This window comes from Pseudomonadota bacterium (assembly GCA_018823285.1).
Lineage (GTDB): Bacteria > Desulfobacterota > Desulfobulbia > Desulfobulbales > JAGXFP01 > JAHJIQ01.
The window spans coordinates 35,491-52,290 of record JAHJIQ010000010.1 but is presented as its reverse complement, the minus strand read 5'-3'; the positions used below and the strand labels follow the sequence as shown (position 1 = coordinate 52,290).

The following is a 16,800-nucleotide window of genomic DNA, read 5'->3' as shown; positions in this document are numbered from 1 at the left end:
ATAATTATTTCCATATTAAATTTGCGACGGACTGTTGGTCAAAGTCTGTGAAAAAGATAGGCAAGCGGAAGAATCGGGTTGTGTACATCACCACACAATTATTCTGTTCTAATATCAAAGAAGGCCTTCTTCCAATTCTTGTACAACCCTTATAATCTCTAGCACTCCATAATGATAAAATGGAAGGCCATTACTTATCCCCAGAAGTATACCCAAACATAGTTGCTACTTCCCCTGGAAACCCCAGAAAAACGGCGACTCCATTCGCCCACAAAGAATTGAAGAAGTCTTTGGAGGCGATTGCTTCAAGCCCTGACCCTAATAGGAAAAACTCATTACTTGAAGACATGTTTTCTGATAAGGCTAGGACTTTGAAGGCCTCGGTTAATGCACTATTGGAAGAGATTCAACTTCGTGAAGATCTAAATGACTCACACTTTGGAAAGATTGATGGAGAAGTCCGCCGGTTGCACACTGAGTTAATGGAGTTGGATAATATTGCGGATTGTTACCCGTTTGATTTGACGAGGGCCATTGATGAGGCACGAGCCAAGATTAAGTCAGATGTTCTTGAGCTTGAAAAAGAGCGGCGGCAGGAAGGCCTGGAGAGCTGGAGAGACTTGATGTTTTTAAAAAAATATTTGATGGGGTCGTTGAAAGATTACTGGGAGATGACCAGGCGACGCGGGGTTTTGGGCGAGTTCAACAACAAGGCTCTCAATGGCCACAACTAACAATCATCGACTATTTATCGGTATACATATTTCAGTAGATAGTGTGAAGGTTCTTCACTCCTTTAATGCATAACATATGATAACATCCATTGGAGATGTTGATCATGAATTTTGATATACGAAATAGTGAATCCGTTTGAATCATTTCCTTCATGAAAACTATTTGCATTTCATGGTCCATGGTAGTGTGGAATCAAGCTTGGAGCATCTAGTTCACCAGCCATCCGACGTTCCAAGAAGCCCGGCAGATCATCGTTAGGCGCAACTCGTTCAGAATCAATCAACAGAAACTGAATCCTTCGTCCATCTTGCCCTTCTGCTAGCCTATAAATCTCCGCGTAGAGCGCTTGCACCAATTCAGGGTTCTCATCCTCACTAATGTTTTTAGTTGGACTATCTATGATAATAAAGTCAGGAACGGGCATATTTTTACTCAAAGCAACAGCATGAATCGCTAAAGCATAACATACGTTGAAGAGTGTTTTCTTGCCTCCACTCCCAGTATCCCAAAAGCTCCACTCCTGCCCCCCGTGAACAACTGATGGCTTCCAATTTCGTGGATCTATAACAACACTGTCTTCCTCCGTTACTCCTGGGAAAGAGACCGCAATCATTACACGTTTAAACTCTGCAGCTATAGCCGCAATATTATCGTCGGCGTCACTTAGACGCTCACGCTCTTGGGTAACAGATGTCTTTAACAAGTCAATCTTACCTTGCAAAGCACCAGCTTCTTCCTCTAAAGAATTAACTGCAATTGGCATTTGTTGAAGTTGCTGTAGAGATCTTATACGCTCAACAAGGGTCGCGATTTCTCGCTCGCTATTCCGGATACTTTCCACATACGCAGAGTCATATCGAGCAAGTTCTTCCTGCAACTGACGATCTAGATACATTTTCTTTTGCTGTGCAAGCTCAAGCTGTTTTACCATTCGTCTCAACTCATGCTCCCGACGCGAAATAGAATCAGCAATCTGATCAATGCGTTCATTAAGATCTCGTCGAAGTGCTTCTAACTCGAGGGGCGAAGTGGCATTGTCATCATCATCTGGATCACTACCACACAGGCCACATTGTTCCTGGTTATCTAGCCTACCAGAAACATCAACCCCGCATTCTGGACAACGTTTAAATTGAACACCTCCAAGTATTCTTCCAGAGTGATCAGCTCTCTCGGCTTTAATCTTTGATGTAATCAATTCCGCCCTAAGAGCTTCCTGTTCGCTGGTTGCTCCTGATAACTCAGAAATTGCCAGGCCGATATCTTCAATCATTAAACTCAACTGTCTCAGATTGTGCCGAAGAGTATCTGTCGGGTGAGTTTGTACAGATCGAGTACTTTCAAGTGTGTTTCGGATTTTCGTGGCTTCCTCAAGTTCCTGTCGGGTGTTCTGGAGTTGAGCAAACATATCATCTTCAGACCCAAGATTGAACCGAGCCATAAACGAACGGATTTGCTGCACTGCTTCACGTTTGGTTCGCTGCTCATCCCTAATCCGCATCAAATCAATTTCGAGTTGGTTTAGACGATCGGAATACAACCCGGTGAAAAATCGCATGGCATCTTGACTTTTACGCCCGCGAAAAGGGTCCTCAAGACGAAAAAACGACGAATCTAAATGTGTCTGGTCTAGATAGCAATACCTTAATATATCACGAATACTTAGACGGATTAGAGGTGAATTTGGGTCACGACTTCTCTTCCGAACTTTGATTGGAGTAACTCCACACAAATGGAAAATCAAGTCACTAAGACTATACACTTCTGCATCAATCAAAGGCTCCTCTTGGGCACTTAAGGGAGCATTTACTGACCCATTTTCATCACTCGGCCCAACCCAATTAACCCTTACACTTTGGGTGTCCTCCGAAGATCTCTCAATCGTACAATCGTAGCCCCCTAAAACGAGTGACAACTCAGCCGCAACAAACTCCTGTTGTATCGCAGGAGTGCGTTCAAGATTCCCTCCAAGGCAGTAATCCACTAAACGGGCTACTGTTGACTTGCCCTTGCCGATTGGACCATATAAAAATGTAACAACCTCAGAGAAGTCTATGTGCTCGGTAGATTTCCGAGTACGAACAATTAGATGTCGGAGTAATATCTTCATGTCGGTATGGGCGAGTTGGATTTCAAAGAAATAATTTCTGGAAATGTTTCATATATAAACCGCATTAGATTAGTTGCGGTTAAATCGAATCTCCTCTTTAGCAGCTTTGCTCGTCTTGCATAAGGCTTGAACATTTCTTCCTCAGCCAATTGTTGAGCTTTATTTCTCCCCATCTCTGTGCTAACAATTACAAACGTGCGTCCTTCGATACTGATGTTTGTAAGGCCCTTAGCGATGAGAATATTGAGAAGCTCCCGATACCGGTGATCCCAAGGACCAAAGCGATATCTAACCATCTTTGACTCCACACTGTGACGCTCATGATCATCTAAATGGATGTCTCGGGTAGAACATCCTTTAGCTTCAAGAGCTCGCTCAAGCATGACAGGATAGCGTAGCAGGAAGTCCAGTTTAGCAAGTTTAGTCAACCCCTCAATAGCACCGCACTGATCATCCTCTGCAAATGCATCTAGGAGAATAAGAATTCTTGCCATATGTAAGTCCGGCGATTGATCGAGATCAGCTACCATTTTTACAATATCCATTACTCTGTCTCCCATGGCCGGTTAATACTCCACTGAATTTTACATTGAGAAGTCAATGAAAACGCAAATCCCTCAAGATGTTCATTGCTGCATTCATAAAGCTGGCTACCCTCATCACGTCGTTGTTGAAATCGAGTACGTAGTGTGGAGAGCATATCAAGACCAAACGAACGTTCTTCAGTATGAGTAGCCTCAAAAACCCTTGCAGCATCGCTGAGAACAAGAGACCGGACATGTTCATTCCGCTGGAGTCCGGGTTCTCGACCATATTTTTTTGTCCAAACGATGCCCAAGAAATCAGCTTTATCACGAAGGTCCTCTGCTGAGTTACATGAAACGGCGGAAAAACCTCCAGCATCAAGCTTTTTGAGCAGGAGCTCCCTCTTACCAGCACCAGGCTCGGTAAATTCTGCAGGGTCAACTGCTAAAGTAGCCATAGCATTTAATCCGTTTTCTAGGATTTCAAGAACACGAGATCGATCAACACATTTTCCTGCAATGCGTTGGACAAGCTCCTCATCTTCAAAATGAGCGGTTACTGGAAGGTATGCAGGCAAAACATCTTGGTGGGCAAGAGATGACGCCTGTTGGCACTCCCATATGAGCTGCCTCGCTGAGCGGAGAACTGAGTGATAGGAACACTCTCCTGCACGCTCCCAAACACTCGTAAGAGTGTAAACAAGCCGAACCTCCGCGTCAGCTAACTTTGGTAAACTGTCGTTAGCATAAGTTTTTGATAGAGAGTTAAATACCACCTCTAGAGTACAATCGGCTAACTTGGCAACTTGCTTCAGAAAACTCTGGGCCAAAGGTGGGACGTCACTAACTATGGACGTCCTTTTGATCAATTCAAGGACGTAACGGAGGTCCTGCCCATTCTTGGCAGAGTGCAATGGATGGTTAGTAAAGAAATGATATGATCTGAAACAACCAGGGAAATCTTTTTCGAGCTTTGCAAATCGAGCACATGATCCTTTCACAGCCTTATCACTGGTCTTCCATACAGCCTGATCTGAAGCTCTAGTCTTTACTTGCAAGCCTGAAAACGTTCCATCACCATGCTTAACAAGGACATCCTCGTGGTGTTCACAGAAAACTTCTACGACATCCTCGGTAGTGTCTAGCATCATACAGCAAACTATGGCAGCATAAATCGATTGAAATCGATAACGACGTGCTGTTTCATCTCCAGGATCACCGTCTGCGGCAACCACATCCGGTGCTGCAGGTCCATTATGCTCAGGCATGATCACCCCATTTATAATTCTACACAAGACCTTAATCAAATGAGCTTCAATACCAGCTTGCTTCTTCTAAGTACTGAAACAACCAAATTATCATGCCTTTTCTCTAAGACACAATTCTCCCAAACATCCTAACCTTCAAATTGACTTTGACCTAGCATTTTGTGCTAAATCACCATGGCATATAAGAAGTTTTCTATTTCATTAAGTTTTAAATTTAACCTCAACAAATTGATACTTTTATCAGAGTGAAAATATGGCTAAAAAGAGGTAACTGTCTGGGAACATGCAACATATGATCTTCGATATTTATTAGTAACTTACTAACACTCAAACTTGTCTACCTCGGTCAATTTTTAAATACCATCAATCTGGTTTCGTCTGTCCACCAGGAAAATCTTAATTCCATACTTCTTAATCAATGGTGCTTCACGCCATTTCTCGGCGAGTTGTCTGAACTTCGGGGAATCTGGGACGGCGATTCCCAGGATATCATTATCTGGAACCTCTTCAACGGTCATTAACTGCCCGATCGCTTCTCGCATCAGGGGGTATTCCTGCGAACTTTTACTGCGCTCAAGAGGGCCTTTCTTGGCTTCAACCCTGTAGGTCTTATCTTTTAACTTAGCGACAATATCACCCTTACCTGACGTTGAGTGTACTTCAATATCTGCGCAGCCCTGTTTCGTGTATTTTCCTTTCCAGTCAGGTCCTGAGGACTTCTCCCAACCGCAATCACACATAAAGTCTAACAGTGGGAATATGATCTTTTCCTTAACCTTTACCTGGGCTCCGTCAATAGCAAACACTGATATGACCAGAAGTGTCAGAGTGTTCGGCAAAGTAGATCGCCAGGCGTAAACTGACTTCCGCTTCCGGCATTTTATCTGGATCAAGATAGTTAAGTGCCAACAATTCCTTATGTATTGTTTTCACCCCAAAAACTCACTCGTCTCTCCAAAACTAGTAACCAGCACTTCCTTCTTTGCTCGAGTTGCTGCAACATAAAGGAGGGCTCTTTCCTGGGTTTCTTGCTCTCTTTGAATTGACGTATCATCAGTTTGGGCCCACTGTACTTCCAGTGGAACCACTCCAGCATTTACTCCGGCAATAATGACCCGGTCAAACTCAAGGCCTTTCACCCGGTGCATCGTCGCAATTCGTATTCCACCTATTCTTCTATCTTCAACCTCATTTGGTTTGATAAAACAGGTCTCTTTTCCCATTGCCTTGAGGGCGCCTTGATACTGCCTTAACAGTTCATTTGTCCTGGCAACCAAACATATTTGATTTAGCTCACCGCCTTCATTTTGAACCTGGTCAAGATATTTTACAATGAACTCGACCTCTACCTGAAATGAAGTGAAGTTTTCAACCTTGGGTAATACACCATGCATCAGGGACTTGTAGCCCATCTGATCATCAACCCCACCATCCAGGTCATCAAAACTCAAACCTTCCAACAAGTTTACTGCCCAGTGTCTGTTCTCTTCTGTCGTACGATAGTTGATGCGCAACCTTTTCCCACGTCCCCGAATGTTGATGCCGCACTGACCAAGAACAACCTTGTGGCGATATATTCTCTGATGAGCGTCTCCAACTATAAACAAATCATTTTTATGCTCTGTCCCTGCAATTTGTCTGATCAAGTTGAAAGCCTGAACACTCATATCCTGTGCTTCATCAACAATTACTGCCTTATAAGGGAGAACCGCTCCCTTCTTTTGAATCAGGACACAGGCATCACGCATGGCATCGTCCACTTCCCGGAGGTTGTTCTCATTGAGGAGCACGCGGTATTCTTCAAAAACCGGCCAGATATCTTTTCTATTTTTTCTGCTTAAACGTACCCCTCTGCCTATTCTGGAAGCTTTTAAATACTCAGCAAAAGAAGTAATAGATTGGGCCTGAATGACTCTCTCCCATTCTTCCCGATAAAAAGTATCGTCCAGCCCTAGCTCTGCAGGAACCAAATCCAGCGCTTTTTTCCAAAACGCTATTGTTCTTTTCCCATAATCCAGATCATAGTTGTAATCGTTCTTTTTCAGGAAGTTTGAAACCCACCTATCCAAGTTAATAACCTCAATCCGACGCATCGGTTCATCAGTACAAATCTTCCCCAGGTTCTCCTTGATATCGGCGGCGAGATTTCGAGTGAAAGTAGTGAAGAGTATCTTATCGTTTTTGGCGTTATAGGTTGTTTCTGCAAGCCACTTTGCCCTATGGATTGCCACAACGGTTTTCCCGGTTCCTGCGCCACCTAAAACTCGCACTGGTCCATTCCAATCCCTTTCGACAAGACTGCGTTGAGATGGATGGAGAAAAACTCTCCACTTCTCAAGGGGAGCTTCAAGAATCTCCTGCAAGGCAATATCATCATCTACAACTACGAAGCGGCGTTTGGTATCTGGGTTGTGTAGTGCCTTTTCAAAATCTTCTGTATCTGCTTTTTCATCAACGTCTGGGCTTCTCTCGAACTCTCTGAAAACCTCATCCAAAGTGTATCCGGCTGCCAGGGCAAAAAGCGCCTCGCACGCCTCTTCAGGTAGATTCTTGCACTTTTCTTCCAACTCCTGATCGGAATTAATGTTTCGGACAAGGGGCAACAATTCTTCCGGAACTCCGAGCTTCAACAGATGCCTGTCATGAATTGAGGCGAATAAAGATATCTTCCCATCATTACTTTGAACTGTCTCTTTCTGTTCACTGATTTCCTGGACAGTGTCATCGACATCATAAACCTGCAGGCTTCCTGTCTCGGGGTTTATTTTACACCGTTTATTCTTCGCCCAACTATATGCTTTGTCATGATGATCCACCCACAGAAGCATATAGACGTTTCCGGTATCAGGTTTTTTCACTATTCCCCGATATTCCTGATCGATCCGCACCGATCGTAATGTTGGGTCCTTGAATTGAATTATTTTCTCATAATTTATACTGGCCGAAGTTGGGTTCTCCCGAAATTTTGTAATAAAATCGAGCACTTTACCTTGCTTCTTTTTTGGGATTGCGGCAAAGGCCGCCATTAATTCAGAAGAGATCGCCACAATTGGGTTCTCGATAGGCACCATTTACTGTTCCCCCTGAAAATCTTTCAAAACCATATAGTTCTCTGGATCATTCTTTACTTCATCTAATGACAAAGTTTTCCAGCCAACCAAGGCAAATTGTTCTCCATATTCAAGCTCATCATCGGCAAGTAAAACCAACTTGAGATCTTCCCAAGCTATTTCTGCGGTGGCTGTAATTACTCCGCCAGACCCAACTAGCTCATATCCTGCCTCTGGCACAGGCCAGCCATTTTCCTTCAAGTAACTAATCAAACCATGTAACGTTTCATCTGTTAGCTCCTTAACCTCATTCCACACTTCTTCTCCAGGACCGCTCGATGCCGGCACAACTACAGGAGTGCCTTCTTCGTACAGCTTTAACCCTTCATAAACCTTACTCTTAACCCCGGATGTAGTCACAAAATAGGAACATGGCAGAAACTGATAAAAATTGAATAGTCTCAGAAAACCGTTCCATGCTGCTTGGAACCCTGGTTTGGCTTTATTTTTTTCACCATCTTCAAGACAACACCCCACTTTAACTCCAGAGAGCATTCCAGGAGGAGCGACCGCTGCCCTCTCAACAACAACATATTGTTTCATACCCTGATAACCATCATAATTAGATGGTTGAAATGCCCCATACAAACAAGGGCCATCTGCTTTTTTGACCTTCTCGGCAATATCTTCGGGGAGTATTTCATCTAAATCCTTCAGTAGACCACCAACGGACTCATCACTGGCGAATCGGTTGTGATCCAGATGAAGGAGAGAAAAAACGAACATCAATTTCTGCCATTTTTCCTCATCGGGTGACTCCAGAAACTTGATCAAGAGATCAAAACTGTTCATCTTGATCAGTTTCTTTACTCCGGTTAGTTTGTATCCATCAATCAAGCTTTGGAACTTACCCCCTCCCGGCAAACTTCCAGTATCCATGAAATCATCATAGAAATTGCTCTTAGACTTGAATTTGTTTTCAACATCATGCCAGGACAATGACCAGACATGACATTTGCCACTCTGGACTATTGCCATCCGTTGCGCCATATCCAGACCTATCCGATCCTGATGATAAGTATAACCGTCCAGGAACAAGGCCACCGGCTTCATAGGATCATTAAGTCGAGCCGGTCTGATCACAAAATCAGCCCTGGACCCAATACTCACCCCTGCAAGTTCAGCCAGTTCCACCTGGGGCTCTATGTAGTATGACCTGTCACTTACCTTGAGGAAATATCCGGGTTTGCCATTAACCAGATCATTCTTCAGCTCAACCGGCAAAGAAGCCGATCTGAAGAGCTTCAGCGCCCCCAGGAATCTCGCTTCAAGCTCACTTTCGATAAATGTATTAAGGGATATGTCCCGAATACTGTTCGTCTTAACCAGTCTATCCCTGTGCCCCAATATCTCAGCCAACATTTCAATGGCCGTATCTCTTGAGGTCTCAGGCATATGATAGCTGCTCCGGTAAGCAAACAGGCAACGGTAGCAGCCGTCCTTGCCTTCTTCCTGGTTACAACTGCACCCTCTCAACGATTCAAGGGCAAGTTCCAAGACATCCATCAATTGATGTTCTGAGCGCATCAACTGCTTGAGATAACCGGTTCCACCCGGGACAGTGTCATAAAGAATCAGATACTTGCGCTTGAACGAAGAATCCGGCAGAGGTTCTTCATGGATTGTAGTCTGCAGATGATCTATTTTGCCGCGAAAACTCTTTTTTAATCCCAGCTGAATTGCCGCAACGAAAGAATGGAGCATCCGCTCCGACTCGGAGATAATGTTTACCGGCAAAAGTATCCGTATCGCTTCAGAGACAAACTGCCGGTAGAGATAAAGACAATCGATGAGATTCTTGCCACTTTCCTGGTCCCTGGCTGTACAGGTATAAGCATGAACAGGGTCGTCATTGCCTTCCTGGACTTTGCCGCATACACGACAGATATCGAAGCCCTTTCTCGGCATCTCGATTCCAGCAATGGATATCTTCTCTGCAATCTCGGTTTTTTCTCCAAAATTGATCTCGCAAAAATCAACTTTAGACAGAAAATCAAATCCGAAAGGAAAATCGGCATCCAACTTAAACGCCTCTACAACCTGTTTTTCGTCAAATTCAAGCAACATCTGTTTATTGTAAAAAACAGGATCACGATCGTCAGAATCATCGCTGATCCGGCTCTGTCGATCAGAGGTAGATGCAAACACCTGGCGCATCCTGAGCATCATCCGTTTCTGACCACCATCTCCCCACATTGCACTGCCGCACTTTGGACAGACTTCTTTCTCATCTTCTTTGCCGATAAGCTCCTTGTGTGTGCAATTATTGCAGAATCGCCAGGTCTCCACCTCGGATACCGCCATATCAACCTGATCAACCTTTACCTTCCGTCCCTCGGCATAAAAGGTGTTGGCAGGAGCCAATTCTTCAATAGCGCTCCTTGCCGGTCTTTCGTATTCATAGCTCCATGTATCATAACTCCCCTCTCCCTCCTGAACCTGGACCTTTTTCCGGTATATAAGGGAGTTCAACACGACCCCGGCTTCTGGAAAAGCATAGTTTGGGAGCAACCCTTCATCGGTGAAAAAGTTAAAAGTATCGCGCTCGCTAAAACTATTCGATAGCGACTGCAAGGCCGATTTTTCAATGCTCAACTCTCTGAGTTCATTTTCAAAATTCTGATCTTTTGGACCTTTCTTCTTGGTTCTGATCTTCGAGTTGAGCGTCTGGACCTTTCTCCGAAGAGAATCCCTTTCCTGCTTGCGGTTATGAAGCCCGTTCATTATCCGTCCGCGCAGAAACAACTCTCCGCTTCCACCCTCAACAAAGATTCGTAAATTGCTCTCAGACTCAGAACTCAATGCCGACCCGCCGTGATTGAATAGTTCTATAAATCGGTCAAGAAGATCAGCCTGTTTGGTTTCAATATAATAAATAAAATTGTGGGGGAATTTATGTGGGTCAACAGGTTCCAGATTGTTCATTACCTGTCCAAGCTTCTTGGGTATCTCAGCCTTAGGATCTCCGGCAATCCAGCGATCAAAACAATAGGCCGTGAACTGTCTTTCCAAAACCGCCGAGGCGTTCAAAAAGATTCCAGGGGTCTCGATATGTCCGGCCATCATCACTTCAGGCTCAGCAAAAAAATACAGATCATGGGGTCGTGCATTGGCAACAGTCAAACTAAGTGCATTACCATCTCGACGTCCTGCTCTGCCAATCCGCTGCAGATAATTTGCCTGCCCAGGCGGTACGGAGCAAAGAACCAGAGAAGAAAGATTGCCGATATCTATCCCCATTTCCAAAGTCGGAGTACAGGACAATAAATTCGGATACCATGGTTGCCGATTATCATCAGAAGCCTTAAACTCCTGCTCAAGGTTCTCCCTTTCATCTCTCTTGAGAAGCCCTGTGTGTTCCCTGGCAAAAATCCTTTCAACGTCACCGGTCGCATATAGCTTGCCGTAATAGTCTGGCCCAGTCTCATGGGGTTCATATTTGCCGTAACAATGGAAGCGCTGACACCGGGCCTCTTGAAAAAACTCGCTCTCTTCTTCCGCTACAGAAATATTGTGGCCACAGTCTCTACATCGTAGCTGCTTGACCCTGGCTGATATCCGCAAGGCTTCAGGATTAATCCCCCAGACCCTTTCCCCTTTTGCATCCTTTTCTTCAAGGATTCCCGTGGCAATAAGCACCTTCAGAACCTGCTCATAAAGTTCGTTTGATGATGCAAGCACAAACGGCGAAAGGGCAAAGAAGCATTTTTCTGCCCAAGCCTGATACCAAGTCCGATGTGTCGGCGAAGCACTGTAAAGCTGATCGAAGCGGCTGCCCTTTTTGGTAGTAAGAAAGGACGGCGTGCGTGAATACTGGCCAAAATTTGGCATCCATATTTTTCTGTTTAACAGAAAAGAGATCCCAAGAGATTCAATGAAAGATGATAAATGCGATTGGTATATGCCACCCTGGTTCTTCAGGTGGACCATAAAGCCAAGCAGAAACTTTATGAGTTGCTCCTCTTCAAGCTCTCTGAATGTGCCGATCTCATTACGAATGGGTTCAAGCATCAGTTCGGTTGCCGTTCGCAACTTGCCATGATCAAGGTAAACAACCGAAGAACCTGTTTTCTCCAGGGTTCGCCCAATTCTTGTCTGGAAGCCGTACTCACTGATAATTTCCCAACCGATCCGATTGTTGACATTCTGCAGGAGGGAAGAGTCCTTTTGCAGAGATCCTTGCGCCTTCAGCTGTTCGTAGTCACTCAACCACTCCATGTTGGGGGCCAGGAAGGTGGCAATGTAGCGGTTCTGATCGACCTTTCGGGTCCAGTAATCAGTAAAGACGCCAGGAAGTTCCGCCAGGGTCTTGCCATCGCCGGTTTCCAATATGACCTTCTGGAGAGCGGTCCTGAAATTAAACCTATACGTTCTTCCGTTAAAAAATCCTGCCCGGTGAGCTGCATCCTGAACATTATCCGAGAAGGTGAGGAGCTTCTTGTCGTCGTTGTACGGGGAAGAGTAAAGCTGGACGATCATGACCGATGTCAGGCTCGCAGCCCGAGAACCGACCAGAGTAAGACTGTTCGGGGCACTACAATAGGGGCAGTCATTATGACTCACCTGACGGTTACCCCTTTGTATCCTCACATCGGGCATATGAACCAGGATCAGCTCATCATGCTCGCAAGCCGGGCAATGTATCGGATTCTCCTGAGCCGTCACATTAAGGCACCGAGTACACAGATAGCGCATCCCAACCTTCCTGAACGGATCTGCTCCTTCCCCCCGCAGATTATCTAACTGGACCTTAGGCTGGTTATCGTCCGGAAAGAGATAAACAATCTGGGGGTCATGGCTGAAAAAGCCATGGTAATAGTCCTGCAGATCTCCCCTGATCTCTGAACTCGTCATCCGCTTCAGGCCAGACCAGCCCATGGTGCCACAATCCCGGCAATGAACCAAAGGAAGATGGTTTTTGAGCTGCTCTTCGTTCAGATCGTCAGCAAAGCGTAAAACAGGATCATTAGCGACACTGGCCACCATTCTCCGCAACTCACGCATCCACAGCTGAACCCGGACATTAAGGAAAGGTCGGACTACTGACTTCTCGCTACCGTCATCATTCTTTGAAACAACCTCTACCCTGGCTTCAGACACCAGGGACAACAGGCTGTTCAGCATGCTCACCTTGTAATGGCTATCTGTGTTTTTCAGACTCCTGGTCACCTTCTCCAGTTTGACAAGAATATTGTCAAAGCCGTAAATCGTTCCCCCGAGAACTTTAAGCAGGTTCTGGAAAAAGAGATGTTCTTTCAGTTTAGCACCGATGTCAAAACGCCATCCTGATTCATCGAATGCCCCTTCAATGTCTTCATCAAACCAGAGTCGATGTTGTGCCTTAATGTATTCTTCATATCTGTTGTATTGTCCGGGATCGAGCTCAAGTGCTCTTTCAGGAGGAACAATATCCACTTGGGAAACAAGACTGTCTCCTAAAAACTCTCCGGCACTCAAGCGGGTTTCGGAGATAATCGCACTCGGACCAAAAGTCTCTCCAAACACAGAGGATGCATACTCAAGCAATTCTTTCTGTTCTTCATCACTACCAAGGGTGGCTGATGTCCCTACACCACAGAGATATTCCGGTTCAATCGCCAGTCTGGCTTTCAGCCTGCGGATCAAACAACCAAGATCAGAGCCTTGTGCGCCATCAAAGGTATGCAGTTCATCAACGACAAGAAACCGCAAAGTTTCCGAACTGTTTTGCAGCCATAACTGACGATCCTCAGGGCGGATGAGGAGGTAGTCCAGCATCTTGTAGTTGGTCAGCAAAATATCAGGTGGTGATAACCTCAAGGTGCTTTTATCAGAAATCAGCCGATCTTCAGTCATAAGCATGGCCGGTTCTTTTTCACTCTGTCCCACATATATTCCCGCAGAAACATGGCCCTTCAATTTACTGTTATGGATAAGCTTGGCGAGTCTTCCTGCCTGATCTGTGGCCAGTGCATTCATGGGGTAGATGAGAATCGCCTTGATACCGGGTTCCCCCCGGTGCTTGTAACAATAATCAAGGATGGGATAGAGAAAACACTCGGTCTTTCCAGAACCGGTTCCGGTTGCGACTATTGTTGCCTGCGGATTTGGCCCGGACAGTCTATCAAAAGACCGCTCCTGATGGAGATATGGAGGATTCTGCATTGGCAAGTCTGGGAAATAATTGGTCCCTCCCTTGCCCTGCTGAAAGGGTAACTGGATATCGAGATATGGCCCCTTGAAGACACTGCCATGTTCGGTTAAGAGCCGTTCAATTATTGTCGAGAAGAATGGAGTGGTAACAGGGAAAGTGGTACGCAGAAAATCCTTGATGCCTTGTTCAACATGTTGCGAGAGGACGGAGGGAATCATTATTTATTATCCTTAGTTTCCCGCTGCCGGGATGAACAGACTTAAAAGTTTTATTTCCGGCATATTAAATGGAGTGTTCAACTCATCCATCTTTGCTTTGACAACCGCCTCAGCCTCTGTAATAAAGCGAAGCAACTTTTCCTTCTCGTAATCAGCAGGGCTACCCGCCTCCAGTTTCTTGGTTTTTAAAATATTGTTCATTAAATCAATGAGCTGCCAATCTTGAACCAATTCCTCTCTTCCGGCTTCAACACCAACGATAATCTGGCGGATATTACCGTCTTGGGAAGTTATTCTGTCATAAATTTTAAATACTGATACCGCTTCAGTTAAGCCGGTAACAGAGGTGAAACAGGCATCAAAGTCAGTAGCTTGTAATATTGCCTGATCAAAAACCTTGTGTCCAACTCCAACAACCCGTAATGCGGCATCTTTACCCCTTAAATTTCTCTCAAAAAGAAGCCCTTCGTAGCGTTGTCTGATACCGGCATTCTTCAGCCACTCATCCGGTGTTTTGAAAGCCAACCCGGAATCCTCGCGCAGCACCCGTCTTTTGTTCAGAGAAAGCATGGCCTCAAAGAATGGCTGCAGATCTTCGAGATCCTTTGGAGGAATCTTTTTCAAATCCTGGTAATCAAAGCGGGAACAATTGCCGATCAAAGCCTTGACTGTATCAATGGCGTCTTTACCGCCAAAGGTTTGTGTTTTTGTATTAAACCAATTATCCAAACGATCTTCACTCACTGCCGCACCAGCGGCAAACAGCTCCGTAAACAGGGTGGGAGAAGTCATGCCAAGAACCAGTTGCAGCAAATCCTCCGGTTCGTCCATAGCTCCACCTAGGGCACGCATGATACTGGCGATTTTTTCATTTAATTTACCCCAAATCCGAGATTCAACCGTGGCAGGGTTTCGCAGGGTAATAACTTCCACTGGCATCTTCTGACCATAACGGTTGAGTCTCCCAACCCTCTGATGCAAGCGCATAGGGTTCCACGGCAGGTCGACATGAATGAGAGAATAACAGGATTCCTGCAGATCAATGCCTTCCCCTGCTGCTTCGGTGGAGACAAGAAAACGGACCTTGCCCTCGTTAAACTGATCGGCAGCATCGGCCCTTTGCAGGGAAATTGTTCTCGGATTGCCATCTAATCCGACCACGCCTTCTATGCGGTGGTCACCATTGATGAAGGTCACGCAGTCATCACCGAATCTCTTCATGAGCGCCGACATCAAAAGCGCCTGGGTCGCTTTGTACTCAGTGAAAAACAGCACAGCACGATCAGCGTAACGCGTTTCAAGCACTTCTATTATTTTTTCTATTTTGGTTTCCCTGGTAACAGCTTCAGCCCGGTCAACCAGGATCTCAAGCTGGGGAATTTCATCTTCCATCAACGGCAAAGAAAATGAAATCTCGGCGATTATCTCTTCCTGACGTTGCAGCTCATCGGTAAGCGACGATACATTTGCCTCGTCGGCGGAGTCGAGAATCTGGCGGATCATATCCTGGCGTTCCCTGGCAACTTGCAGATTGTCTCCCGCCTGTCTGAGCCTGAAGAGTCTGCCAATCAAGGCCTTTCTAATTGCAGCTATGGAGCTGGAAGCCAGTTTCTGCATCGAGATCAAAACCAGCATTACAGCATTTTGATTGGTGCTCGAAAGGTTCGAGGCATATGCCCTTCCTGAAGCAATAAACTCGGTCAGCAGGTTATAAAATGCGGCCTCTTCCTCGGTGTAGGAATAAGTTTCTGAAGAAACACTGATCGGTTTAAAAATTTTGTTGCCCTCCATGTCGGTGACATTCTGCTTATTGTTGCGAATAATCACGTTGCGAAGATATGGAAGTTGTTCTTCGATGGGCCTGTTAGGAGAGAACTGGTCAGGTTCCAATAAACGCAAGAGAGCAAAAAAACCGTAGTCTTTGCCTCGATGAGGTGTACCGGTAAAAAAGATTCTTGACCGAGTGAGGTTTTCTCGGACAAGTCCTTCAACCAGCTTATATCCCAAGGTGCCTCCTTTATCTTTATCTGCGTTGAGGTGATGGGCCTCATCAACAATGAGGAGATCCCATGGTTCCGCCTCAAAGATGCGTTGATGACGATCATTACGGTCATCCCGGAGGGTCTGCATGGAAGCGACAACCTGGTTATGGGTATTCCAAAAATCAGCACGCGGTGTATCCGCTTCCGGCAAGTACCTGGCAAGGCGGATATCAAACATGTCACGCAGCCGGTATTGCCATTGTTCAACGAGTGATGCAGGGCAGATAACCAAGAGCCGCTTGACCAGATTTTTCGAAAGCAGCGGCCAGAGGATCAGGCCCGCTTCGATGGTTTTTCCTAACCCGACATCATCGGCAACCAGGAAATGGGCTGGCCATTGACGTAGAACACGATGGCACACCCAGAGCTGATGAGGCAAAAGGGCGATCCTGGATTTAGAAAACACCCCCCAATTATCATTCACCGAAACAATTGATTCTGCCAGAACGCGGCAAATGCTTTCCTGAGCGGGTGCAAGCTGCCCGGATTCGATGCCTTCCTTAACGCCTAATTTGGTCTGTAGAGAATCAACAACACACTCTTCAAGACCGTGCTTGAAACGGACAATGACGGTTTCGCCCTTACTGAATTCAATATGCCCGGAACCAAACTGTGGGTGTAAGACTGTCTGTCCAACGGCATAGTTGGTCATAATTCTCT

General features: G+C 45.6%; 8 protein-coding genes. 1 reads left to right on the top strand and 7 read right to left on the bottom strand.

Annotated features, from left to right (window positions below):
• Positions 1-179 precede the first annotated feature (179 nt).
• A complete protein-coding gene (locus tag KKG35_03060; GenBank protein MBU1737094.1) occupies positions 180-734 on the top strand; it encodes a hypothetical protein in 555 nt (184 codons plus the stop codon).
• A gap of 170 nt (positions 735-904) precedes the next feature.
• Here the strand turns inward: KKG35_03060 and KKG35_03055 are convergent, their stop codons facing one another.
• From KKG35_03055 to KKG35_03025, 7 genes are all read right to left on the bottom strand, one after another.
• Positions 905-2,512: a hypothetical protein gene (locus KKG35_03055; protein ID MBU1737093.1), complete on the bottom strand. Its 1,608-nt coding sequence runs from the start codon at positions 2,510-2,512 to the stop codon at positions 905-907.
• Positions 2,513-2,841: 329 nt separating this feature from the next.
• Positions 2,842-3,390 (bottom strand): hypothetical protein, encoded by a 549-nt coding sequence (locus KKG35_03050; protein MBU1737092.1) that lies wholly within the window; start codon positions 3,388-3,390, stop codon positions 2,842-2,844.
• Positions 3,390-4,637: a DUF4297 domain-containing protein gene (locus KKG35_03045; protein MBU1737091.1), complete on the bottom strand. Its 1,248-nt coding sequence runs from the start codon at positions 4,635-4,637 to the stop codon at positions 3,390-3,392. The genes KKG35_03050 and KKG35_03045 overlap by 1 nt, the downstream gene beginning before the upstream one ends.
• A gap of 353 nt (positions 4,638-4,990) precedes the next feature.
• A complete protein-coding gene (locus KKG35_03040; protein ID MBU1737090.1) occupies positions 4,991-5,476 on the bottom strand; it encodes a hypothetical protein in 486 nt (161 codons plus the stop codon).
• A 90-nt stretch (positions 5,477-5,566) separates the two neighbouring features.
• Positions 5,567-7,708, bottom strand: a complete 2,142-nt coding sequence (locus KKG35_03035; protein ID MBU1737089.1) for a UvrD-helicase domain-containing protein — start codon at positions 7,706-7,708, stop codon at positions 5,567-5,569.
• On the bottom strand, positions 7,709-14,098 hold the full coding sequence (locus KKG35_03030; protein MBU1737088.1) for a DEAD/DEAH box helicase: 6,390 nt from the start codon (positions 14,096-14,098) through the stop codon (positions 7,709-7,711). It abuts the gene before it with no gap.
• A 12-nt stretch (positions 14,099-14,110) separates the two neighbouring features.
• Complete coding sequence (locus KKG35_03025; protein ID MBU1737087.1) at positions 14,111-16,792, bottom strand: DEAD/DEAH box helicase; 2,682 nt, start codon at positions 16,790-16,792, stop codon at positions 14,111-14,113.
• Positions 16,793-16,800 lie beyond the last annotated feature (8 nt).

Excerpts from the sequence above, each read along its gene's own strand:
- KKG35_03060 (MBU1737094.1), top strand. The coding sequence starts at position 180 with ATGGAAGGCCATTACTTATCCCCAGAAGTATACCCAAACATAGTTGCT.
- KKG35_03050 (MBU1737092.1), bottom strand. The coding sequence starts at position 3,390 with ATGGATATTGTAAAAATGGTAGCTGATCTCGATCAATCGCCGGACTTA.
- KKG35_03045 (MBU1737091.1), bottom strand. The coding sequence starts at position 4,637 with ATGCCTGAGCATAATGGACCTGCAGCACCGGATGTGGTTGCCGCAGAC.
- KKG35_03035 (MBU1737089.1), bottom strand. The coding sequence starts at position 7,708 with ATGGTGCCTATCGAGAACCCAATTGTGGCGATCTCTTCTGAATTAATG.
- KKG35_03030 (MBU1737088.1), bottom strand. The coding sequence starts at position 14,098 with ATGATTCCCTCCGTCCTCTCGCAACATGTTGAACAAGGCATCAAGGAT.
- KKG35_03025 (MBU1737087.1), bottom strand. The coding sequence starts at position 16,792 with ATGACCAACTATGCCGTTGGACAGACAGTCTTACACCCACAGTTTGGT.